Below are 23,363 nucleotides of genomic sequence, written 5' to 3'. Positions count from 1 at the left end.
TCATGATCAAAAAACTACTTTCCATGGCTTGCGTTCTGGCGCTGGCTGGCACCGCGCAGGCGGCGACCAACTGGAACATGAGTACCGAGCAGCCTGATAACAACTTCTTGACGCAAAACGCGCGTGAGTTTGCGGCAGACATCAAGGCGGCCACCAACGGGGAACTGAATATCAACGTGCAATCGAACTCGGTGCTGCTCAAGCGCCCCGAGGTCAAGCGCGGTGTACAGCAAGGTGTGGTCCAGGCTGGTGAAATGCTGGTGGCGGCCATTGGCAACGAAGATCCTTTGTTCGAGGTCGATAGTGTGCCGTTCCTGGCCTCGTCCTTCGATCAGTCGGAAAAACTGTGGAAAGCCACTCGCCCTTTCCTGGCGGAGCGTCTGGACAAGCAGGGCATCGTCCTGGTTTATGGTTCGCCCTGGCCACCGCAAGGCATTTACACCAAAAAGCCGGTGGAACAGCTGTCTGATCTGGCCGGTGTCCGTTTCCGTGCCTACAGCCCCGCTACCAGCCGCCTGGTTTCCTTGATGGGAGCAGTGCCCACCACGGTGCAAACACCCGAAGTGCCTCAGGCGTTTTCTACCGGCATTATTGATGCCATGCTGACTTCGCCCGCAACCGGGGTGGATTCGCAGGCTTGGGACTACGTGAAGTATTACTACGACGCCCAGGTCTTCATTCCACAAAGCTTTGTGATCATCAATAAGCGCGCCTTCCAGCGCCTGCCTGAAACTGTGCAAAAAGCCGTGCTGGATGCGGGTGCACGTGCCGAGGAACGGGGTTGGGCCATGTCGCGCGAGCAAACGTCCAAGTTGACGCAAACCATGGCGGATAAAGGCATGGTAGTGGGTAATCTCAGCGAAAAACTGTCCAGCGAAATGCACGCGATTGGCCAAACCATGACCGAAGAGTGGCTGAAGAAAGCCGGTGCAGATGGTCAGAAGTTGCTTGACGCTTACCGTCAACCATAAGCAAGGGGTGCGTCCATGATCGTTCTGGAGCGTATGGCCAGAGTCTGCGGCGCACTGGCCGCATTCTTCCTGTGTTTGATCGGGGTTGTGGTGACTGCGCAGATTGTGGCGCGCCTGTTTTCCATGCAAATACCCGCCTCGGATGACTTTGCGGGCTGGTTTATGGCGGCGTCTATTTTCCTGGCACTGCCTTATGCCATGTTGCGCGGGGATCATATCCGCGTCACGCTTTTGCTGCAGGTGATTCCCGAGCGTTTGCATCGCCCGTACGAGCTGCTGGCCACCACGATTGGTCTGGTGCTGGCCGCCTGGTGCACTTGGGAGACGGCTCATTTTGTTTATGAGTCCTTTATCTACAAGGAAGTGGCACAGGGAATGGTGGCGGTACCGCTGTGGATTCCGCAGCTGGGTATGCCGATTGGTCTGGGATTGTTGACCCTGATGCTGTTGCGGCGCTTGCTGCACGCGGCGCAAGGTCAAACACTGGAGGCAACTGAACATGGCTGATTTATCTCAGGCAATAGTGCTGTTTGTTGTTCTGCTTGCCTTGCTGGCCAGTGGCGTGTGGGTGGCGCTGGTTCTGATCGCTTGCGGTATCTTGTCCATCATTTTGTATGCCGATGCACCGGCGGGCATTATCTTTGCCACCAAGGCCTGGGACTCTTCGGCCAGTTGGGCCTTGACGGCCTTGCCCCTGTTTATCTGGATGGGGGAAATTCTGTATCGAACGCGGTTGGCTGAAGATATGTTCAGCGGCCTGGGGCCTTGGGTACAGCGCTTGCCTGGGCGACTGGTGCACGTGAACACGTTTGGTTGCGGTATCTTTGCCGCGGTCAGTGGTTCCTCGGCGGCAACGGCGGCGACCATCGGGCGCATCTCCTTGCCCGAGCTGAAAGCGCGTGGCTATGACGACAGCATCAGCATTGGCTCCCTGGCCGGAGCAGGGACCTTGGGCCTGCTGATTCCACCGTCCATTGTGATGATTGTGTATGCCGTTGCTGCTCAGGTTTCCATCATTCGCCTGTTTGTGGCGGGGGTGCTGCCCGGCATCATGCTGATGTGCCTGTTCTCGCTGTACATCGCGATCTGGTCCTTGCGTCACCCGGACCGTGTGCCTGCTGATGTCGAAACCTTGACCTGGGGCGAGAAAATTCGCCGTCTGCGCTTGCTCTTGCCCGTGGTGCTGCTGATTATGGCGGTGATCGGCTCTATCTACGGCGGTATCGCCACCGCCACCGAAGCCGCGGTGCTGGGTGTGATCGGCTCTTTGGTCATCGCTGCGTTTGGACGATCGCTTAACTGGAAGAATTTTGTGGAGAGTTTGCTGGGGGCGGCACGGACCTCCTGCATGATTTCTTTCATCCTGATCGGCGCCGCTTACCTGACCAGTGCCATGAGCTTTACCGGACTGCCTGCGAATCTGGCCGCCTGGATTGGCTCCCTGGGCCTGAGTCAGTACGCGCTGATTGCAGTGCTGACGGTGTTCTTCATCATTCTGGGGGCATTCCTGGATGGCATCTCGATTGTGGTCTTGACCACATCGGTCTTGCTGCCTGCCGTGATCGCTGCGGGTATTGATCCAATCTGGTTTGGTATTTACCTGATCTTGACAGTGGAGATGGCGCAGATCACCCCGCCTATCGGCTTTAACTTGTTCGTGATTCAGGGCATTACCGGGCGCAACTTGTTCGAGCTGGTGCGCATGGCCTTCCCCTTCTTCCTGGTGCTGGTTCTGGCCACGGTGATTGTGACGATATTCCCGCAAATCGTCATGGTCTTGCCCAACGCCATGTAAGGGGGATGGGAGATGGCAATGGCTTACGTAACTCTGGGTTCTCAGCGCTACAAGGTAGAGCGCGCCTGGACTCAGGCGGACATCAGCAGCATCACCAGTGTGGCGGTGCTGGTTGATGGGCGCATCGCGGCCTTGCTGCGTCGCCCGGCCTGCGTGCTGGTGCTTGGTCCGGATGGGCAGGTGTCGGCGCGCTGGTCCCTGGAGGAAATCCTGTGTCCGCACCATATCAGCGCCCGGCCGCAAGGCGGGGTGCTGGTCACGGATCTGGACGGGCATCAGGTTCTGGCGCTGGACACCCAAGGCAATGAGCAATGGCGTTTGGGCAAACCCGAGCAGCCTCGCTGGCAAGAGCCTTTCAACCATCCTACGCATGCGGTCGAGTGCGCCGACGGGGGCTTATGGGTCACTGATGGCTACGGCAATACGGTGGTCCATCGCTTTGACCCGCAACGCCAATGGCTGGCGGCATTAGGCGCGCCGGGCGCTGGTCCCTTGCAGTTCAGCACCCCCCATATGCTGGCCTGTGCCGCCGACGGCTCGGTCTGGGTGGCTGACCGGGAGAACAACCGTGTCCAGCATCTGGATGCGCAAGGCCGTTATCTGGGTGAGCTGCGCCCCATGCACAAGCCCATGGCGGTAGCTGTGCAAACAGACGGTGCGGTGCTAGTTAGTGACCAAACGGCCAGTCTGTCCTTGTTCGACCCGGATTCGGGCACCTTGGTGGGACGTTGCCGGGTGCAAGGCGTGTACGGGCACGGCCTGTCCGCCGGTTTGGATGGGCGCATTTATATAGCGGAAATGTTGCCGGATTGTTTGACCTGCTTACAGCCTGCTTAATTGTCCACAAAGCATGAAAAAGTAGTCGGTGCTATGGAAGCTCTCAGAGCAAATCCATTAGACTATGCGCATGAATACGTCCGTGCCTCTGTATGTTCGTACAGATTCCTCCGGCCAGCTGCAATTGCTAGGCGATTGGTCCTTGCGTCACTACGAAGCGCTGCAAAGCAGTTTGCGCTCGCTCAGTGACAAGCAGGGCCGTTGGTCTTTGGATTTCAGCGAACTGAAGTCCTTGGACACCACGGGAGCTCAAGTTCTGTGCGAATGGCTGGGTGCCGAGCGTGTGCAGGCGGCGCTGGACAGTGCGCAAGGCTTGTCCAAAGAGCGCCATCAACTATTGCAAACCGTTGCCAAGGCGATGAGCCGCATGGACCATGAGCAGTTGGTTCCGGCGCGTTGGGGCATTACAGATTTGTTCGAACGCGTGGGCCTGTCCATGGTCCACATCTCGCGCAATGTGCGTGAGCTGTTGGGTTTTATCGGCTTGACGCTGGAAACCCTGATTCTGAACATGCTGCGGCCCAGCCAGTGGCGCGTTACGTCGATTGTGGCGCAGCTGGAAGAGACGGCCTTTAACGCCGTCCCTATTGTGGCCTTGCTGACTTTTCTGGTGGGCGCAGTGATCGCGTTTCTGGGGGCGACGGTGTTGGCGGACTTTGGTGCCACCATTTACACCGTAAACCTGGTCGGCTTTTCCTTTTTGCGTGAATTTGCGGTGCTCTTGACCGCCATCCTGATGGCAGGCCGCACCGCCAGTGCCTTTACCGCGCAGATCGGCTCCATGAAAGCGAACGAGGAAATCGACGCTTTGCGCGCCCAGGGCTTGAATCCCATGCTGATTCTGGTCATTCCGCGTGTACTGGCCATGTTGCTGGCCATGCCTATTTTGACTTTCGTGGGGATGGTGGCCGGGATCTTTGGCGGTGGGTTGGTCTGCGCCCTGATTCTGGATATTTCACCCACCATGTTCATCAATATCTTCAATCAGGATATTGATTTGCGGCACTTTGTGCTGGGTATGGCCAAGGCCCCGATCTTTGCCTTTTTGATTGCCGTCATCGGTTGTCAGGAAGGCTTCAAGGTGACCGGTAGCGCACAGTCCGTGGGTGAACACACGACCTCGGCGGTGGTGCAGTCCATCTTTATCGTGATCCTGATTGATGCGCTGGCAGCGCTGTTCTTCATGGAGATGGGATGGTAGAGGCCACCGCTCGTCCCATTATTCAAGTACGTGACCTGGACAATCGCTTTGGCGATCACGTCGTGCACGAGCATTTGGATATGGATGTGTATCCCGGTGAAATCGTGGGCGTGGTGGGCGGCTCCGGCACGGGCAAGTCCGTGCTGCTGCGCTCCATTCTGGGATTGCGCCCACCTACTGGCGGTACAGTACGCATTTTTGATCAGGAAATAGGCACGTTGTCGCCCGAAGCCCGTTCGCGGCTGGAGCGTCGTTTAGGCGTGCTGTTCCAGCAAGGGGCTTTATTCTCCTCGCTGACGGTGGTGGAAAACATTGCCATGCCCCTGATCGAGCATATTGGCTTGTCCCGGTCTTCTGCAGAACATATCGCCGCCATGAAAATGTCTCTGGCGGGTTTGCCGGCCAACGCGGCCACCAAATATCCGGCAGAGCTGTCCGGTGGCATGATCAAGCGTGCCGCTCTGGCGCGTGCTCTGGCACTGGACCCGGAAATTCTGTTTCTGGACGAACCCACTGCCGGGCTGGACCCGGTCGGTGCGGGGGATTTTGACCAGCTTATTTTGACCTTGCGCGATGCGCTGGGATTGACCGTGTTTCTGGTTACACACGATCTGGATACGCTCTACACCATTTGTGATCGAGTGGCCGTGCTGGCGCAAAAGCGTGTGCTGGTTAACGACACATTGGCGCGCGTAGAGCAAGTTGATAACGACTGGATCCGGGAGTATTTCCACGGTCCACGGGGACGGGCCGCCGAACAGGCCCAAAACCGTCGTCAGGAGCATAGTTAATGGAACCGCGTGCCCATCATGTATTGATCGGGGTCTTTACCTTGGTAGTGGCTGTGGCTGCTGTCCTGTTCTCGCTTTGGCTGGCCAAGGCGGGGCAAGATGCCGAGACCCGCGATTACGATATTGTCTTTCTGGAAGGTGTGCGTGGTCTGTCTCGTGGCAGCGCCGTGCAGTACAACGGCCTGCGGGTTGGTGAGGTGCGCTCGCTGCGCCTGGACCCGAACGACTTGCAGCGTGTGCGTGCGCAAGTGTCAATTCAGGCCGCCATCCCTATTCACGAAGATACCCAGGCTCGCCTGGCACTGGCTGGCATTACCGGCCAATCCGTGATCGAACTTAGCGGGGGGACTCCGAACAGCCCCTTGCTGGAAGCCACCGGCGATAACCTGCCCATGATTGTGGCTTCGCCTTCCCCTCTGGCCCAGTTGATGGCCGGTGGTGAAGAGTTGATGACGCAAATTTCCAAGCTGCTGGAGAACGCCAATACCTTCTTGTCGTCCGAGAACTCCAAGTCCCTGTCCGCCAGTTTGCAAAAGCTGGAAGCCTTGATGGGCCAGCTCTCGACCGCTAGCGAAGGCGTGCCATCCTTGGTCAAGGAGTTGTCCCAGGCCAGCCAGCAAGCCACCACCCTGCTGTCGTCTACACAAGGTCTGGTAGACCGTCAGGGTACGCAAGCCATGAATGCCATCCAGAAATCCATGGAGGATTTCAGCCGTGCCACACAAAGCTTGAACAAGCTGTTGGAGCAGAATTCGGCCGCTATTGGCCGGGGTGCTCAGGGTCTGACCGAGATCGAACCCGCCTTGCGTGAATTGCGTCAGGTGCTGGCCGGTTTCCGTGCCGTCACTTCCCGTCTGGAAGATAATCCAGCCGGCTACCTTTTGGGTCGCGACAAATTACAGGAGTTCACACCATGATGCCCACTGTTGTGCGTCGTTTCTTGCAGGTATCGCTAGTCGGTCTGGCCGTCTTGTCCACCGCCTGCTCGGTCCTGCCTCAGGCCGAATCCCTGACGTATTATCAGCTTCCCGCTACCAGTTTGAAGGCCCAGCAAGCGCCCGCTTCGCATAAGAGCCTGATTATTCAGGTGAACCGGCCCCACGCCGAGCGCCTGCTGGCCAGCTCGCGCATTACGGTTCTGCCTCAAGGTAACGAGCTAAGTGCCTACAAAGGCGTACGCTGGGGTGACGATGTGCCCGCCTTGTTGCGTAATCGACTGGCCGATGCCTTGCGTGACTCGGCTCAGTTCCGGGCGGTTGTGCTGGATACCGAATCTGTCATCGCTGATGTGGAAGTGGGCGGGACGCTGGGAGCATTCCAGGTCGAGTATATTCAGGGCGCCCCACGGGTACGGATTCAGTTTGATGCGCTAGTACGCGATCAGCGCTCGGGCCAGTTGATTCAGACCCGTCGCTTTGTCGCTCAACAGGATGTTGTCGGCACGGCCGTGCCACAGGTGGTTGAAGCATTTGGGCAGGCCACGGATGCCTTGTCCTTGCAGGTCAGCCAATGGTTAGCTTCTTTAACGGTCCAGGCTAATACTCTTTAATGACATGTATGAGTCACGTGATGAGCCCCTGATTACGGGGTGGCAATTTGCCAAGCGCCTGTTGGCGCATGCCCTTATCGGTATTGTTTTTGTGGCCTTTTCCCTGATGTTGGGTGCATTGGGCCATATGTGGTTTGAAGAGAATGTGCACTGGCACGATGCGGCCTTGAATGCCGCCATGATGGTCGGTGGGCTGGGGCCGATGGCCTTGCCTGAAACGTGGGCTGGCAAGGTATTCTTTGCCATTTATGGCGCGTATATCAGTCTGGTACTGGCCGCGACTTTCGGTCTGATTATTGCCCCTGTGCTGCATAGAATTTTGCACACCTTCCATCTGGAAGACTAGGCAACAGAAAAAAGGCCCCACACTACGCTTTTCGGTTTGCTGCCGCCCGAGGGGGCTTTTTATTGGCGGCACCGAGTCTTAAGACGGTCTGGCGGCAAAAAAGGCGCTGTGTTTTGAGCAGTTCCAAAAGGTGGGATCTCCCTCTTTTGAAGAAACTGCCTAAAACACAGCGCCTTTTCTATTGTTTCGCTGTGAATCAGCTTTGTACCCGTTCCTGCTCCAACTTGGCGATCAAAGCGGGTAGCTCGTCCATGCGGCGGAAGGTGTCACGCACACCCAGGCGGCGCAATTCCTCTTCCTTGTCAGGAACCGGGCAGTAGCCCAGCACGGTTGCACCGGCGGCCAAGCCTGCACTTGCGCCAGTCACGCTGTCTTCCACGACCAGGCATTGTTGCGGGTCAACGCCCAGCCCTTGAGCGGCGGCCAGATAGACATCCGGGTAAGGCTTGTTGCGTGGCGTTTCAGCGCCGCTATAGATATGGGTGCCGAAGTAATCCAGCAGGCCGGTCTGGCCTAATTGCAGCACCAATTTGGCGCGGTCTGCGCCAGACGCGCAGGCAATCATGCCGGGCTTGTCGCGCAAGATCGCATCCAGCGTGTCCTGAATACCGGGAATGGCCATGACTTCATTGGTTAGGGCGTGGTTGCGGCGCATGCGAAAGGCCATCACCCATTCCATGTCCAGATCTTTACCTGTCATCTTGCGCACGGTGGGCAGCTCGTCGGGTAGCGCCTTGCCAATGAACCAGTCATAGCACTGCTCATAAGTCATCACCCAGCCTTCTTCTTGCAACATATCCCGCAGTACACGAACCGTGATTGGTTCGCTGTCTACCAGCACACCGTCACAATCAAACAGCACAGCGGAAAATGTCATGGGTAATACCTTTTAAGCCAACAAAACTAGAAGTCTGTGATGATACAGCAGGCCGTCCGCATACAGAATTCAGGTGCAATATCGGCGCCAGACCTTATGGGCCCGTAGCGCGCTTAGTGAAAACCCCGACTTATAAATAATTGATTATTGATATATTTATATCTAAACTAAAATTTCATAACAAACCTTTCTGCGGAAGTTCCGTCATGGTGAATAAAACAACTCGGGTGGTGGCAGCGGCCTTGCTGGCTTTGGGAATGGCTGGCGCGCAGGCAGCGGAAGTAACGCTGAAAGCGGTATCTGTCTTTACGATGGACACCTTCTTTACCAAGCGCTTCAAACAGTTTGTGGATAAGGTCAACGCAGAAGGCAAGGGCCTGGTGCAGATCAACGTGATTGGTGGTCCAGAGGCCATTCCTCCTTTCGAGGTAGGTAACGCGCTACGTTCCGGCGTGATTGATTTTGCCAATACCACAGCCGTATTCCACGCCAATCTGGTGCCTGAAGCATTGGCTTTGACGCTGACAGAAAAACCCATGAGCGAGCTGCGTCAGAACGGTGGCTACGAGCTGATGGACAAGATTCACCGCGAGAAAGCCAACATCACCTGGCTGGCTCGTACGACAGATGGTTTGCAATACCACATCTATACCAACAAGCCTGTGACCTCGGCAGACCTGTCGGGCTTCAAGCTGCGTGGCGTGCCCGTGTACCTGTCCTTCTTCCGCGAAATTGGCGCAACGCCGCTGCAGATTCCACCGGGCGAGGTCTACACCGCGCTGGAACGCGGCGTGGTTGACGGCTATGGCTGGCCTTCTGTGGGTGTGATGGAAATGGGCTGGCATGAAAAGACCAAATACCGTGTCGAGCCAGGCTTCTACAACGTGGAAGTGGGTTTCTTCATGAACCAGAAGAGCTGGGAAAAACTGGACGAAGACCAGAAAGCCTTCATGCGTAAGCAAATCGAGTGGATGGAGTCGCAGAACGTGACTGAACACCAGATGGCAATTGATGAAAAAGCGGCCACCGAACAAGCCGGTGTGCAAGCCTTGGTTCTGGAACCTGAAGTGGCTCGTGCCTTGCGTACCAAGGCTTACGAAGCAGGCTGGGCCGGTATCGATAAATCCAGCCCCAAATACGCCGCGCAACTGCGTGAACTGTTTGGTGGTTATCAGCCTTAAACAAGATTGCTGATTACGTAGTTTTTGACAGTGGACATTGCGCCCTTGGGGACAGTGTCCACTTTTTGATGGTGCCATACGGGCGGCAAGATGCCCGCCCTTTCAGTGACTTTGATCTGCGGAGAAGACGCGATGTCTGCTGCAACTGCCCCGGAAGGCCAGCCTTCCAACACGACCTGGGGGCGTCCTTACGCCCTGTTAATGAACGCTTGCGGAGCCGTTGCGGCGCTGACTTTCGGGCTGATGAGCCTGCTGGTTTGTGCCGACGTGGTGCTGCGCAACCTGGGTTACGACGCGCTGTCCACCAGCGTGGAAGTAACCGAATACATGCTGATCATTGCCACCTTCGTGGCAGCGCCGTGGGTGCTGTACCTGGGCGGTCATATCCGTATCGACGTGCTGTTCAACAATCTGCCCACGTCTGTCCAGCGCTTGCTGGACCTGATCTCCAACCTGCTGGGTCTGGTGGTTTGTGGTGTGTTGGCCTGGCAATGTGCCGTCGTCGCTCTGGATGCTCACGAGCAAGGAGCCATGGTATTTAAAGCCCTGGTGTTCCCGGAGTGGTGGCTGAATCTGCCTTTGCTGTTTGGTGCATCCATGTTGGCGCTGGAATTCCTGCGTCGCCTGATTTCCCGTCCTGTTGAGCAAGGAGTCTGAGCATGGAATGGCACATGGCCTTGATCCTGCTGCTGGGATCACTTTTTCTCTTGATGGCCATCGGCACACCGGTGGTCTTTGCCTTCCTGTCCGTGAATTTGCTGGGCGCGTGGCTGTTTCTGGGTGAGGCGGCTGGTTTGGCCCAATGGGCGCGTAACACCACCGCCTCTATTGGCAGTTTTTCCTTAACTCCTATCCCATTATTCGTCCTGATGGGCGAGGTGCTGTTCCACACTGGATTGGCCTTCAAAGCCATCGACTCCATCGAACGCATGATCTCGCGCGTGCCGGGCAAACTGTCCATCGTCAGTATTCTGGGCGGTACGACCTTCGCTACCTTGTCGGGTTCGTCCATTGCCAACACCGCCATGATGGGCGGCGTGATGCTGCCAGAAATGCTGCGTCGCGGCTATCACCCCACCATGGCCATGGGCCCCATCATGGCCGTAGGCGGCATTGCCATGCTGATCCCACCTTCGGCTCTGGCAGTCATGCTGGGTAGCCTGGCTGGCATTTCCATCGAACGACTACTGATTGGAGGCATCCTGCCCGGCATGTTGATGGCAGCAGGCTTTCTGGCCTACGTGGTCGTGCGCAGCCGCCTGCGTCCGCAAGACGCCCCCATGAGCGACGAAGATCCAGCCACTCGCCTGAAAGGCTGGGCCTTGTGGAAACCCTTCGTGTTCAACGTCGTGCCGTTGTTGGGTATCTTTATTGCGGTGGTTGGCTCGATGTTGGCCGGCTGGGCATCGCCCACTGAATCGGCCGCGATCGGCGTGGTGGCTTCGGTGATCGCCACCATCGCCTACCGTGCCCTGACCTTGAAAGCCTTGTGGAAAAGCCTGATCGAAACTGCCAAAGTCTCAGTTGTGATCCTGTTCATCCTGGCTGCGTCCACCACCTTCGCACAACTGCTGAGTTTCTCCGGTGCTAGCGCAGGCTTCCTGGGCATGATCAAGAACTACAACCTGTCGCCTTTCGAACTGGTTGTGTGCATGTTGCTGGTCCTGTTGGTCATCGGTACCGTGCTGGATCAAATCTCCATGATGATGATCGCTTTGCCCTTCTTCATGCCCTTGGCTCTGGCCGCTGGTGTGGATACCGTCTGGCTGGGTGTAATGATCCTGATCGCACTGGAAATTGGCTTGCTGACGCCACCGTTTGGCCTGTTGCTGATCGTGATGCAAAGCGTGGCACCCCCGTCCATCCGTTTGCCCCACATCTACCGAGCAGCCGTGCCCTTCCTGGTCATAGAAGTCGGCATCCTGGCCCTGGTCTTGTTCGTTCCCTGGATTGCCGTGGGCCTGCCAGGACTGATCGGCTAAGACAGAGCAGGCAGTCTGAAAGCGGGACAATAAGGATGTTGTCCCGCGAAGAAAGCCAGAGTCTGGAAAAGCTTTCCAAAACAAAAAAACCTCAGTTCGGCAGATGCCAAACTGAGGTTTTTTTATGCTCGATAGCGTTGATCACTTTTTGCCGCATATCTATGTGCAACAAAGTGATTTATGTGGGAGCGGCGCATAAGAACTTTAACGATCTTTCTGCCTGTTGCTGAGATCGATTTTGGAGGTGAGCAGGACGCAGGTTGTGTGCGTATCGACAGCGTTCAAGTCAGCTTTTAAGGCTTAAGCGCATAAGCCGCTACGTTTTTAACCTGTATGTATTAAAGCGCACTCAGACATTGGCAAATACGGGCGTAGGACAGCGACTGTCTACTCCTATCTTTCCAAGTAATCCCTTTCATCAAGCAGCTCTACGATCAATCATTTCTACGATCAGCGATCCCGTTAAGAACACTAAGTCGAAGCATTCAAACCCCAATCAACAATCGTCCGATAAAAGATGCTGTGAGCTGATTGAGGGGCTGTCCCCGTGTTGGGGCGGATCAGGTGACTTGCCGCAGGCAGATAATTGCGCAGGGGTGCAAGCACCTTGCTGTTTGAGTCCGACGCTTGTGGTTTGTCCGGGGGACAAACCACCGGACGAGTTCAAGGTGCGCCCGTAGCGATTATCTGACCAGGGCACCGGCGCGCAGCGCCGGCAAGTTGCCAGCCCCAACACGGGGACAGCCCCTCAATCAGCGTCTTATAGTCACCTTCTTCATCGCGTCGAACAGTTGCTGACTCCAAGCCTTGCGTCATCCCGATCTCTACACGCTGGGCATCTAAACCCAACCCCATCCAATTGAGCCATTCCAAAGAAAGCTGTTGAGAACGTGCCTTTACTCTCGCACAGGATCAGCATAGATCCCGCCATCCCGCAAAGCCAAAGCGACCTTATCTCCCCGCTGTACTGCTTCATCCAGCACACGAGCAATCAACACCGGCCCTGCATCGCTGGTCACCGTTGCCAGCATATACACGCTTGGCTCCTCGCCAGAGATGGCACTACGCGTCAGTTCTGTGATCACACCAGACGCACACGTCTGCGCCTCAAACTCATCCCCATGACACTTCGGACACAAGAACCGCGCCGGAAACACCCGATGATCACACTGCACACAGCGAAATACAGAAGGACTCATCACAAGGCCTCCAAAACAAGAGCCGTTGAACACATGCCATAGCGATACTCCACCATGCCGTATCCCGTGACCAAACCATAACGGGCCTGCGCCACTTGACGCTCCCCCGCCTGATTGCTCAACTGACGCATCACCTCCACCAGTCCATGCAGACTGCAAGCAGCCCCAGCCTGCCCAGCCGACAATTGCCCGCCAGAGGTATTCAAAGGCACACGTCCCGTTGCAATCGACTCGTGAATAAACTGCTTGGCGTTATCAGCCCGAAAGAAGCCCAAATCCTGCAATTGAGCCAGAACCATGACGGGGTAGTCATCATAAATACTGAGGACATCCATATCAGCCGGACTCAGCCCCGAGTCCGCCCACAAAGCCGGAGCCAAAGCCGTCAAACCCGTGCTCAAGCCATCGCCTTGCTGATCATCAATATTATGAAAACTGCGTAAAGCCTTTACCGTAATCGTAGGCTGATTCTGCGCCGCCGGATGATCCGCGCGCATCACAATCAAGGCATTGGCTCCATCCACCACCGGCACACAATCCAGCCGCGTCAAAGGATCTGCCACTTGAGGCGCATTCAAGTACTCATCCAGATTCATGGGACTGCGATACGCAGCACCCGGATTCATGCTGGCCCATAGCCGCTGGCGCATCACCAGAGCTGCGTAGTCCTCTCGCTCCAAACCCAGCTTGCGCATTTGATTCGCCGTCAGCATGGCAAAGCGATGATTCGGACTGCCCGCGCCCAAAGGTCGCAAATGATCGTAAGTTGTCTGGTTATAGTTTTCGACCAGTTGCTGGAAGTCCTTGGCCTGAAAATGATCCCCGGCCACAATCGCAATACAGCGGGCATCACCCGCCTGTACCGCACGAATAGCGTGCTGCAGAATGTTCAGACCACTGGCGCCGCCATTGCTGTCATCCATGATCCAGCCTACCTTCAAGCCCAGCTTCCAGGCCAGATCAATAGCCCGATCGGGAGCGTGGGTGAACGAGGCTACCCCTAAACCGTCAATATCACTGGCCTTTACGCCGGCAGCCGCAATGGACTGTTTGAAAGCCTGGGCCAGCAGCTCGGAGGTGCCAAGCTGACCACGCCGGGTGTAGGTGACCTCGGTTGCGCCCAGCAGGCGCACCGTGTCCAGATTGAAATTAGGCGTCATCTTGAATTCCTGTGGCAGCCATTAGCGGCGAACCTGATAGCCCGCTTTTTCTCTATCCCAGGTGTCGGGACCAATGCCGCGATCACGTAGGGCAAACTTCTGAATCTTGCCATTTTCCGTGGTGGGCAAGACTTGGGCAAACTCAATAAAGCGCGGCACCGCAAAGTAGGGCAGACGGCGCTCGCAATGCTGCAGCAGCTCCTCGCAGCTGACCGTGCAATCCGGACGCAACACAATCATGGCCATGACCTCGTCTTCGGCCAGCTCGGACTTGGCGGCATAGACAGCAACCGTATGGACCGCAGGATGGCTGGCCAAAGCCTGCTCGACTTCGTAGGAGGAAATGTTTTCACCACGACGGCGAATCATGTCCTTCAGGCGGTCCACAAAGCGGTAGTAACCATCCGCATCGCGCACGACGCGGTCACCCGTGTGGAACCACAGGTTTTTCCAGGTTTCGACTGTCTTGTCCGGTTGACCGTAGTATCCCAGCGCGAAGGCGTAGGGTTCATCGGCGCGCAGTAACAGCTCGCCCACTTCACCGTCTGGCAGGGGGTTGTCATTCTCATCCACCACCAGCGCCTCAAAACCTTCCGACACACGGCCCATATAGCCATTGCGCTGTTCCTGAATGCCACGGCCCATGACATAGTTGGTCTCGGTAGAGCCAAAGCCATCCAGCAGATGCATGCGGCAGCGCTCCAGAAACTGGCTATGAAATTGCTCGGGAACACCGGGGCCCAGGGCAATGCGCGTCCTGTGCAGCTTCTCTGCCGCCGTCTCAGGTTTGGACAGCAGGATAGGCACCATTGCGCCTAGCAGATAGGTAATCGTGGCGCCGGTTTCATACAGATTGTCGAAGAAACGGCTGGCCGAGAAACGCTTGTCCACCACCATGCAGGCGTCGCTGACCAGAGCCTGGAAAAACGTGTTCAAGGCATTGGTGTGGAACATGGGCAGGCAGGTGTACAACACATCATCGGGCTTCATGCCCAGCTTGCTGGCAGTGTAAATGCCCCACCAGTAGAACTGGGCGTGCGGGCACTGAACGCCTTTGGAAGGGCCCGAGGTGCCGGAGGTGTACAGAATGGCCAGCGTATCGCCGGGGCCTATATCGGCAGGCTCGCAGTAATCGCCCAAAGCAGGCAGATCGCAGGTGCTCACCGCCAGTGTTTGTGCCGCTTCCTGGCCTTGAATCAACCAGGCTTGCTGGACGGCGGTAGCGCCAAGGTCCACATCGGCCAGCAGCGGCGTCAGATCCGTTTCCACGACCAGCAAACTGGCTTGGCTATTGCACAAGATGTGCTGCAACTGCGCCCCGCGCGAGGCCGTATTGATAGGCACCACAATCGCGCCCAGCCAGCCGCAACCCAGAACCATATCCAGGAATTCGTGGCGGTTGGTGCACAGCAAGGCAACACGGTCGCCACGTTTGATACCGGCGCGGCTCAATCGACTGGCACTGGCAGCGGCCGTCTGCAAGGTTTGCTGGCCGGTGTAGTGAGTGTTGCGGTCTGAAAACAGCGGAGCATCACCCATGCGCTCTGCGCGCAGGCGCAACAGGGCGGGTACCGTGCGTTGCGTGGCAGGTATTGAAAACAGCGGCAATTCAGAAGCAGGAATGGAATGGGCGTGCATGATCTATCTGTCTCCCGGCCAACGCGCGATCAAGGCGGCAAGCCGATATGCATGGGTGAAATTACTAATATCCTGCAAACAGTATACTGCAATATATTATTTTGAAATTCCTGTCCTTCACCGGAAAAACCCGAAGTAGCAGAGCTCACCAGGCAGTGGTATTTCGCGCAAACCAGGGGCGGAGCAAGGACAGAAAAGGGGGCGTTTTGCAGGCCGGAGCAGGATGGCCAGCAAGACGGTTGATCAGGTTTATGGACGACAGTCGATCAGCAACAAGCAAGCCAGGCTCACGTGTTTGAGCCAATGTGCTTCACAATGACTTTGAATAAGCCCACAGGGGCAACGGGGATAGAACAATGAAGGTATGGCTTAAATTAGCAACGTGTTGTGCGCTGATGTTGGGTGCACAGGCCCATGCTCAAAACAAGAATGTGACGCTGGTTGTGCCTTACCCACCGGGCGGTGCGGCTGACCAGTTGGCGCGGGTGATTTCTCAGGAAATGGGCACACGCTTTGATCAGAAAGTCATTGTGGAAAACCGCCCGGGTGCGGGTGCCCAGGTTGCCATGAACGTGGTGAAAAACGCCAACCCCAGCTCCTTGGGTACGGTGTTGTTCCTGGCCGATAGCGGTGCTTACTCCTTGAACCGCCACCTGTACCAACGTCTGAATTACGACGTGGCTACCGACCTGATCCCCATGACGCTGGCTGCCAAGGCGCCGGTGTTCCTGCTGGTCAATAAAGACAGCCCCTTCAAGACGGTTCAGGATCTGGTTGCAGCTGGCCAGAAGCAGGAGCTGACATACGGTTCGCCTGGTATGGGTACGGGCACTCATCTTTTGGGCGAGATGCTGCGTAAAGAAACCGGCGCTCGTCTGGTGCACGTGCCTTACAAGGGCGCAGGCCCCGCTTTGATTGATGCCGTCAGCGGCCAGATCGACTTTATCTTTGACGTGCTGACGGGCAGCCGTGGCTTCCTGGAAGATGGCCGCCTGCGCGCGATTGCCGCAGCGACAACGGAGCGCAGCCCTCTGCGTCCAGATGTGCCTACCATTGCCGAAGCCGGTATCCCCAATGTGGCATTCACCATCTGGTGGGGTATTTCGGCCAAAGCTGGTACGCCTGATGAAGACGTGGCCCGCTTGACCGAGCAACTGACGGCTGTCCTGAAAGAGGATGCAGTGGTCAAGAAATTCGTGGACTTCGGCATCCAGATCGAGCCTTCCACTCCCAAAGAGTTTGCTGATCTGATCGAGCACGATGCTCAGGCCATGGGACCAACCATCAAGGCCCTGGAAATCACGCTGGACTAAGACGTGACGGCTTGAAGAAAAAAGGCGCTACGGCGCCTTTTTTTGTTGTGCGTGGGCTGTTCCCGGAGCCAAGAGGGGACACTGTCTTCAGCACACTAGACAGTTGCTTGGGCTGACGGGCTAAACCTTGTATATGGGTTACAGCCGGGGTTTTATATTGCCGGTGATTGAGCAGGAAGCATCGGCGGCGGCAATCACCGCCTGCCTTGCAGCTTCCTGCTTATGCTGAATCATTAAGCCAGTAGCTCCGCCTGCTTGAGGCAGTAAGCCGAGCAGCAAATGACCAGATTTTCCATAATCAGATGAGCTGCCTGCTCTTCCTGACGCTCACTGAAGGCCTGACAAATCCCCTTGGCCCGCTGCATGGTTTCCAGACGGAATTGAGGGTCTTGCAAGCAGGCAATCCGGGCCTGATCGGCCTGGTCATGCAGACGCGCCATCGTATCGACCAGCTGCTTGTTGGGCACCATGCTGATCCAGGCGCTGCGGAACGCCCAGTTGGCCTGAATATTGTCGATGGGATCGCCTTGCTGATGGGTAGCTTCAATACGGCTCAAGGCCTGTTCCATGGCCTGCATGCCCACTCTGCTTTGATTGACGCAAGCCAGCTTGGCGGCAGGCGGTTCCAGCAACAGGCGCACCGAGAAAATATCTTCAATATCCTGGGCGGTGTAGACCCGCAATACAAAACCGCGCGAAGTTCCTTCCAGCACCCCTTCGTTTTTCAGTTGCAGCAAGGCTTCGCGCACCGGCATGCGTGAGACATTCAGGCTGGCGGCAATTTCGTTATCCACCAGCCGCACATCAAAACCGATTTTGCCCAAGGCAATGTCCTGGCGCAGCATGCCGTAGACTTGTTCACGGATATTGGGTTCGCGTTTTTTATAAGGATTGGCAGCCATAAGCTCGCCCGGCGCTTGGCGCACGGCAAAAGACTCAAAGGGCTATAGGATACCAAGTAAGCACCGGGGACTGACGCGTTTTATGTCAGGCCAAGTTGCAGGATAATACCTTGTTTTCAGACCAGTACGCAGCAGGAGGGCCAAGCGATGCGGTGGCGGCATGTGGAAATTTTTGATGCGATTTGCCGTGGCGGCTCGTTGACGCAGGCCGCGCAGCTGCTGCATATCTCTCAGCCAGCGGCCAGCAAAATGTTGGCGACTGCAGAAATGCAGCTGGGCTTTCGATTGTTCGACCGTGTGCGCGGCCGCCTGATCCCTACGCGTGAGGCCAGCATTCTGGCTCCCTACGTTGCGCGTCTGCATCAGAATCTGGATGACGTCAGCCGCTTGGCGCGTAATCTGCGCTCCCACCATGAAGGCTTGTGGCGTATTGGCAGCAGCCCGGCTTTTGGTTTGGAGCTATTGCCGGTGGCCTTGAGCCGTTGTCGTCGGGCTCACCCGGCCATGAGTTTCGAGCTGCGCACACACCACAGCGGTGAGCTCTTGCAAGCTCTGGAGACGCGCGACCTGGATATGGTGATGAGCTTTGATCAGGGCGAATCTTCCGGTGTGCAACAGCAGGTGCTGGCCCATACCGAACTGGTGCACGTTACCTTGCCGGGCGTTGCACCCTTACGCCATTGGGAGGAGATGGCCGAGCGTGCTTTCATCGCTTTGGACGCTGACGATCCCGTTGGCGCGATGGTGGAGAATCTGCTGCAAAGCTATGTCCCCGATGTTGCGCCCTTCATGCGTGTGCAGACCCATTACGTGGCTTGTGGTCTGGTTTTACAACAGGTGGGCGAGGCTCTGGTGGATCTGGTTACGGCCCGTGCCATGCAGGGCCGAGGCCTTGCCATACACCGCCTGCCCGAGCCTTTGCCAATTCCAGTCAGCATTTTGACGGCTCACGACGATGCCGGTTCTGGCTCGCGTGAACGTGTGTTGGACCACATCCGGCAGGCTCTGCTGGAATGCCGTTTTCCGGATTGAGTAGAACGCTGATTCCATAACCCAGGGTTATGGAGTGCGCCAACTATTCATTGGCGCTCTGCAGCGACCCCCAAGACAATAGAGGCCAGTTATTGGGGGTATTTCCATGCATGTATGTATTATCGGCGCCGGTGTCATTGGGATGAGCACCGCGTTCATGTTGCGCCAGAAAGGGGTGAAGGTCACGGTACTGGAAGCTGGTTCGCAAGTAGCCGGACAGACCAGCTTTGCCAACGGCGGACAACTGAGCTACAGCTATGTGGCCCCCCTGGCCGATCCCGGTGTGTTCAAGGATTTGCCACGCTGGTTATTGAATAAAGACTCGCCCCTGCGCTTCAAGCCTGCGTTGAGCCCGCAGCAGTGGCGCTGGCTGCTGCATTTTCTGAAAGCCTGCCGAGGCGATGTGGTGCGCCGTACCACCGCGCAGATGCTGACCTTGTCCTATCTGAGCCGCGATATCCTGCACGACTGGCAAGAGCGCTTCAATCTGGAGTTTGCCCATCAAAACAATGGCAAATTGATTGTGTTCCGCAGTCCCGGCCCGTTCCAGCATGCGCGTGAACAGGCGCAATTGCAGGCGGATATGGGATCGTCACAACAAGTGCTGGAAGCGGCCCAAGTGCTGGAGCTGGAGCCTTCTTTGCAGGCGTTGGGCTCGCGCTTGCAGGGTGCGATTTACACACCTAGCGAAGAAGCGGGCGACGCTTATCTGTTTTCCGTGGCCTTGCATGAGCGCATGCAAAACGATAGCGACTACCAGTTGAAGTTGAACACGCCGGTGCAGCGCTTCGTGATGGAAGGGCGTGATATTCGTGCGGTGCAAACCGCTGAAGGCGAGATACAGGCGGATCAGTTTGTTGTGGCCAGCGGTATGGGCACGGTGCCTTTGCTGCGTCAGCTGGGTGGCCGTCCCCTGATCTACCCCTTGAAGGGTTATAGCTTGAGCCTACCTCTGGAAGGCTTGAAGCAGGCCGTGCCGGCTATCAGCGTGACCGACTACGAACAGCGCATTGTGTACGCCCGTCTGGGTGAAGTGCTGCGTATGGCAGCGATGGTAGATATTGGTTTTGATGGCCTGGATATTCCCGCTGCCCGTATGGCAACTTTGAAGCAACAGGTGAAGGATCTATTCCCTGGCCTGCCGCTGGAGCAGGCGCAGACCTGGGCCGGTTTGCGCCCTGCTACGCCTTCGGGCAAGCCCGTTGTGGGGGCCAGCAAGCTGGCAGGTCGCTTGTGGGTGAATGCAGGCCACGGCGCATTGGGCTTCACCTTGGCTTGCGGCAGCGCGGCGATTCTGGCGGCTCACCTGACGGGCGAGGCTTCGCCTATTGATGATGCTCCATTTCGTCCTTAGACCTTGAAGCGGATGATGGGTACGTGGCAATCAATTGTCCGTGGCCGGTCATGGGTTTACGGTAGCAGGGCGTGGTATTGAACGTTTGGCGCTGGGTAATTGGCCGCTAGTAATCAGTAGCGATGATTGCGTACCAGTAGATGGAGATGGGCAAGTTTTCCCTTGGAAGCTTGCCCATTTTTTTTGACGTATTTGTTTTTAGACGGTTGCCCGCAAAACCGGCGTCGCTTTGAAGCCCGCCGTCAGCAACAGGGATAGCCCATAAATAGCTACCGCCAGCACAGGAATCGACCACAGCGCATTGAAATCCAGTGCCGTGAACAGGTAGCGGTACATCAGGTCGATCAGCCAGGGGTGGATCAAATACACCCCCAAGGTCAGCTCCGCCAGATGGGCGCTGATACGCGAATTGATCAAAGGCTGATCCCAGTCACGCAGCAGCAGAATCAGCGCGATGGACATGGGGATGACGGTGATGCTCAGGTAATCATAAAAGTACGCACCCGTTTGTCTATCGTGCGTGATAGCCAGTGCATAAAAGCCCCAGGCCGTTGCCACGATACTGCCCAGCAGCACCGTGATAGTCAGCCAGCGGGGCACATTCACCGGCACTTTGCGCAGCAGGTAACCGAGCAGGAAATAGGGCAGATAGGACAGGAACCAGGTAAAGAAGGGTGCAGAGTGAGTGTTCAAATCCGGATTACTGAGGGTGCTAAGGGCGGACAGCACAAACGCCGCTCCGGTCAGCGCAGCCAGCTGCTTCAAGTTGGTGTTCTGAACCATGCGACGCAAAAAGGGCGTGAACAGGTACAGGAACACAATCATGTACAGAAACCAGAGATGGAAATAAGGCCGACCCTGCAGCAGCCGCTCCAGATAGGGATAGGGGGCCGCGTCCGGCGTCCACCAATGCTGCTTGAAGGCCGTCCAGCCCAGATAGAAAGCGGTCCAGAACAGCAGCGGCAGCAAGACTCGCGATGCTCGCTTCCGATAAAACAGCTTCATGCCTTCCTGGGGACGAGGCTCCAGCAAGAGTGCGCCGCTGACCATGACGAATACCGGCACACACCAGCGGGTGGCAGCATCGTAGAAGTTGCCACTCCACCAGTTTGCAGTACCCAACTCGGCGTTCAGGACGGCATAGGCGGCGATATGCAGGCAGACGACAGAGAAAATCGCCACGATCCGTGCATTGCTGATCCAGTTCATGACAAGACATAAAAATCAGAGACCTCCCCATCCTAACGAGCAGACGTTTCTGATTTGTCCCCCAAATACGGGATTTAGCGTCCAGTTTTATCTGGATGTGACTGTATGGCTGAAGGTGGTATGTGAATGCGGATTGGATGAAATCATCCCGCTCCCTTTCGAGAGAGACTGTAAAAGGGTGTATAAATTACCAGCGTTATACGGTTAAATAGCAGGCTTAGCCAGACAGACCCGCCAGGGCATTCCTGAGCGAGCGGTGCTGGGCAGGAGTACGGTAGATGGAGCTGGATTTGAGGGGCTTGGATGTGCTGATTGCCCTGGTCGCCTTGGCGCTGGGTTTGCTGATCGGGCTGTGGCTGCGGGCGCGCATGAGTGCGCCTATCGAGCAGGCACTGGAAGATCGCTGCACACGTCTGGAACAAGATCTGGCCCATGCTCAGGAGCAGACTCAGGATGCGCAGGATAGGGCAGTGGAGCTGGACAAAGAGCTGATACGCCGCGATGCCCAGTTGCAGGCTCAGGAGATGCGCAATCAGGCCATACAAGAGGACCTGGAGCATAGCCGCGAGCAGATGCGTTTGCAGTTCGAGTCTTTGGCCCAGCAGATTCTGGAGGCTAAAGGACAGACCCTGCGTCAGGATAGTCAGCGCACTTTGGATGAAATGCTGCGACCATTCCGGGAGCAATTGGCAGGCTTCCAGCTGCGTGTGAATCAAGTGCACGATGAATCCGTCAAAGGCCAGACTGCCTTGAGTCTGGAGCTGCAGCGCATGCAGGAAATGGGTCTGCGCATGAGTGCCGAGGCTCACTCCCTGGCGGTGGCGCTGAAGGGCGACAAAAAGACCACTGGCAACTGGGGTGAAACTCAGCTGGAAAAAACGCTGGAAGTGGCCGGTTTGGTACGAGGTGTCCACTTCGACACACAATGGCAGGCCCGCGACGAGCAAGGCCGCTTGCGATACCCCGACTTCGTGGTGCACCTGCCGCAGGACAAGCATCTGGTGCTCGATTGCAAAGTGTCCCTGGTGGATTACGACCGTGCTATCCGCGCTGAGACTGACGAGGAGCGTCAACAAAGCCTGCAAGCGCATGTGCAAGCGCTACGCAATCATATTGATGATCTGGCCTCCAAGGATTACAGCGCCTTGGCAGGCTTGAACAGCCCCGGCTTCGTGTTCATGTACGTGCCCATTGAAGCGGCCTATATGCAGGCTTTGCAGCATCATCATGGCCTGTTTGACTACGGCCTGGGCAAGAACGTCCTGATGGTCTCGCACACAACCTTGCTGCCTATTTTGCGTACCGTAGCCAATATCTGGATGATGGTGCGCAGCAACGAGCAAGCCCATGAATTAAGTCAGCGCGCAGGTGATATCTACAACCAGGTATCCATCCTGGCCGAGCGCCTGAAAAAGCTGGGCGAAACCCTGGGGCAGGCGGGCAAACACTACAACAGCACGGTGACTGCACTGGCCGGCCAGCAAGGCTTGTACGGCAAAGTCAGCCGCTTTGCCGAGCTATCGGCCAGGGCTAAACGCACTCAACCTGGCATTGAGCCCTTGCATACGGATATAGAGCACGAACGTCTGGATTGGGTCTTGCCGGAGGATGAGGTGCCTGGCCAAAACAAGGAAGCTGATGCCTGATGGTGTTTAGATCAGTGTTTGGGGGCGAATCAAGCTTTCGGCTGGGATACCAAGGGTGGTGTGCAAGCGCCAGATCATTGGCAGTGTCAGGCCACGTTTGCGATTCAGGACCTCGTAGACGCGATTGCGCTTACCGATCATCGGCTCCAAGTCTTTGGCCGTCAAACCACCTTGTTCCATACGGAATTTGATGGCCTCTACAGGGTCTGGCAAATCAATCGGATAGTGTTTGGCTTCATAGGCCAATACCAGTGTGGTTAGCACATCCAGACGATCGCCATCAGGCGTGCCCAGATCTGGGTCAGACTCCATAAGCCGAGAGATTTCTTTCAGAGCCGACTTGTAATCGGCCTCGGTGTGTACGGGGCGGATTTCCATGT

Annotated in this window: 23 protein-coding genes; 16 read left to right on the top strand and 7 right to left on the bottom strand. The window is 56.6% G+C overall.

Translation table 11 applies throughout. The features are described 5' to 3' along the window. The first annotated feature begins 2 nt into the window (after positions 1-2). The 9 genes from OSH04_RS15935 to OSH04_RS15895 all read left to right on the top strand — a co-directional run bounded on the left by OSH04_RS15935 (position 3) and on the right by OSH04_RS15895 (position 7,490). Positions 3-971: a TRAP transporter substrate-binding protein gene (locus tag OSH04_RS15935; protein ID WP_009460211.1), complete on the top strand. Its 969-nt coding sequence runs from the start codon at positions 3-5 to the stop codon at positions 969-971. A gap of 15 nt (positions 972-986) precedes the next feature. After that, positions 987-1,478, top strand: coding sequence for a TRAP transporter small permease (locus tag OSH04_RS15930; RefSeq protein ID WP_035268627.1), 492 nt, complete (start codon positions 987-989; stop codon positions 1,476-1,478). Beyond that, complete coding sequence (locus OSH04_RS15925; RefSeq protein WP_035268625.1) at positions 1,471-2,766, top strand: TRAP transporter large permease; 1,296 nt, start codon at positions 1,471-1,473, stop codon at positions 2,764-2,766. Before OSH04_RS15930 ends, OSH04_RS15925 begins: the two co-directional genes overlap by 8 nt. Positions 2,767-2,784: 18 nt before the next feature. Continuing rightward, entirely contained in the window at positions 2,785-3,603 is an 819-nt protein-coding gene (locus OSH04_RS15920; protein WP_251197000.1) for an NHL repeat-containing protein, read from the top strand. 64 nt (positions 3,604-3,667) lie between these two features. Further along, positions 3,668-4,804, top strand: a complete 1,137-nt coding sequence (locus tag OSH04_RS15915) for an ABC transporter permease (RefSeq protein WP_009460199.1) — start codon at positions 3,668-3,670, stop codon at positions 4,802-4,804. Beyond that, complete coding sequence (locus tag OSH04_RS15910; RefSeq protein ID WP_009460197.1) at positions 4,798-5,595, top strand: ABC transporter ATP-binding protein; 798 nt, start codon at positions 4,798-4,800, stop codon at positions 5,593-5,595. The genes OSH04_RS15915 and OSH04_RS15910 overlap by 7 nt, the downstream gene beginning before the upstream one ends. Next, positions 5,595-6,512, top strand: a complete 918-nt coding sequence (locus OSH04_RS15905; protein WP_035268619.1) for an MlaD family protein — start codon at positions 5,595-5,597, stop codon at positions 6,510-6,512. Before OSH04_RS15910 ends, OSH04_RS15905 begins: the two co-directional genes overlap by 1 nt. Next, a complete protein-coding gene (locus tag OSH04_RS15900; protein WP_035268616.1) occupies positions 6,509-7,144 on the top strand; it encodes an ABC-type transport auxiliary lipoprotein family protein in 636 nt (211 codons plus the stop codon). Before OSH04_RS15905 ends, OSH04_RS15900 begins: the two co-directional genes overlap by 4 nt. Before the next feature lie 4 nt (positions 7,145-7,148). Then, the gene (locus tag OSH04_RS15895; protein WP_009460191.1) at positions 7,149-7,490 is read left to right on the top strand and encodes a hypothetical protein; all 342 of its coding nucleotides are present in this window, start codon (positions 7,149-7,151) and stop codon (positions 7,488-7,490) included. A gap of 196 nt (positions 7,491-7,686) precedes the next feature. Here OSH04_RS15895 and OSH04_RS15890 read toward each other — a convergent pair whose 3' ends face one another. After that, positions 7,687-8,367, bottom strand: coding sequence for an HAD family hydrolase (locus tag OSH04_RS15890; protein WP_035268613.1), 681 nt, complete (start codon positions 8,365-8,367; stop codon positions 7,687-7,689). 206 nt (positions 8,368-8,573) lie between these two features. Between OSH04_RS15890 and dctP the strand changes: the two genes are divergently transcribed. From dctP to OSH04_RS15875, 3 genes are all read left to right on the top strand, one after another. After that, positions 8,574-9,548 (top strand): TRAP transporter substrate-binding protein DctP, encoded by a 975-nt coding sequence (gene dctP, locus OSH04_RS15885; protein WP_035268610.1) that lies wholly within the window; start codon positions 8,574-8,576, stop codon positions 9,546-9,548. A 132-nt stretch (positions 9,549-9,680) separates the two neighbouring features. Then, entirely contained in the window at positions 9,681-10,205 is a 525-nt protein-coding gene (locus OSH04_RS15880; protein ID WP_035268608.1) for a TRAP transporter small permease, read from the top strand. A 2-nt stretch (positions 10,206-10,207) separates the two neighbouring features. Then, the gene (locus OSH04_RS15875) at positions 10,208-11,530 is read left to right on the top strand and encodes a TRAP transporter large permease (RefSeq protein WP_035268605.1); all 1,323 of its coding nucleotides are present in this window, start codon (positions 10,208-10,210) and stop codon (positions 11,528-11,530) included. Positions 11,531-12,426: 896 nt separating this feature from the next. Here OSH04_RS15875 and OSH04_RS15870 read toward each other — a convergent pair. Genes OSH04_RS15870 through OSH04_RS15860 form a run of 3 tightly spaced genes read right to left on the bottom strand, consistent with a single transcriptional unit; the run spans position 12,427 to position 15,527 of the window. Further along, complete coding sequence (locus tag OSH04_RS15870) at positions 12,427-12,729, bottom strand: zinc ribbon domain-containing protein (RefSeq protein WP_266108827.1); 303 nt, start codon at positions 12,727-12,729, stop codon at positions 12,427-12,429. Further along, positions 12,729-13,889 (bottom strand): thiolase family protein, encoded by a 1,161-nt coding sequence (locus tag OSH04_RS15865; protein ID WP_266108825.1) that lies wholly within the window; start codon positions 13,887-13,889, stop codon positions 12,729-12,731. The genes OSH04_RS15870 and OSH04_RS15865 overlap by 1 nt, the downstream gene beginning before the upstream one ends. A gap of 21 nt (positions 13,890-13,910) precedes the next feature. Continuing rightward, positions 13,911-15,527, bottom strand: a complete 1,617-nt coding sequence (locus tag OSH04_RS15860) for an ATP-dependent acyl-CoA ligase (protein WP_266108824.1) — start codon at positions 15,525-15,527, stop codon at positions 13,911-13,913. 356 nt (positions 15,528-15,883) lie between these two features. Here OSH04_RS15860 and OSH04_RS15855 point away from each other — a divergent pair, with 356 nt between their 5' ends. After that, positions 15,884-16,840: a Bug family tripartite tricarboxylate transporter substrate binding protein gene (locus tag OSH04_RS15855; protein ID WP_026483815.1), complete on the top strand. Its 957-nt coding sequence runs from the start codon at positions 15,884-15,886 to the stop codon at positions 16,838-16,840. Between the two features lie 233 nt (positions 16,841-17,073). Here OSH04_RS15855 and OSH04_RS15850 read toward each other — a convergent pair whose 3' ends face one another. Continuing rightward, positions 17,074-17,742, bottom strand: coding sequence for a GntR family transcriptional regulator (locus OSH04_RS15850; RefSeq protein WP_009460173.1), 669 nt, complete (start codon positions 17,740-17,742; stop codon positions 17,074-17,076). 147 nt (positions 17,743-17,889) lie between these two features. Here OSH04_RS15850 and OSH04_RS15845 point away from each other — a divergent pair, with 147 nt between their 5' ends. After that, positions 17,890-18,774: a LysR family transcriptional regulator gene (locus tag OSH04_RS15845; RefSeq protein ID WP_266108823.1), complete on the top strand. Its 885-nt coding sequence runs from the start codon at positions 17,890-17,892 to the stop codon at positions 18,772-18,774. A 106-nt stretch (positions 18,775-18,880) separates the two neighbouring features. Next, positions 18,881-20,128, top strand: a complete 1,248-nt coding sequence (locus OSH04_RS15840) for a D-amino acid dehydrogenase (RefSeq protein WP_266108822.1) — start codon at positions 18,881-18,883, stop codon at positions 20,126-20,128. Positions 20,129-20,326: 198 nt separating this feature from the next. On the opposite strand, the gene OSH04_RS15835 is transcribed toward OSH04_RS15840, so the two are convergent. After that, on the bottom strand, positions 20,327-21,337 hold the full coding sequence (locus tag OSH04_RS15835) for an acyltransferase (RefSeq protein ID WP_266108821.1): 1,011 nt from the start codon (positions 21,335-21,337) through the stop codon (positions 20,327-20,329). Positions 21,338-21,615: 278 nt separating this feature from the next. Between OSH04_RS15835 and rmuC the strand changes: the two genes are divergently transcribed. After that, complete coding sequence (rmuC, locus tag OSH04_RS15830; RefSeq protein ID WP_266108820.1) at positions 21,616-22,983, top strand: DNA recombination protein RmuC; 1,368 nt, start codon at positions 21,616-21,618, stop codon at positions 22,981-22,983. Positions 22,984-22,989: 6 nt separating this feature from the next. On the opposite strand, the gene OSH04_RS15825 is transcribed toward rmuC, so the two are convergent. Beyond that, positions 22,990-23,361, bottom strand: a complete 372-nt coding sequence (locus tag OSH04_RS15825; protein ID WP_021447101.1) for a helix-turn-helix domain-containing protein — start codon at positions 23,359-23,361, stop codon at positions 22,990-22,992. Between the last annotated feature and the right edge of the window lie 2 nt (positions 23,362-23,363).

Origin of the sequence: Alcaligenes nematophilus (assembly GCF_026344155.1) — a bacterium.
GTDB classification, from domain to species: Bacteria; Pseudomonadota; Gammaproteobacteria; order Burkholderiales; family Burkholderiaceae_B; genus Alcaligenes; species Alcaligenes phenolicus.
Note: the sequence above shows the minus strand (reverse complement) of the source record. Positions and strands in the feature narration are given on the sequence as shown.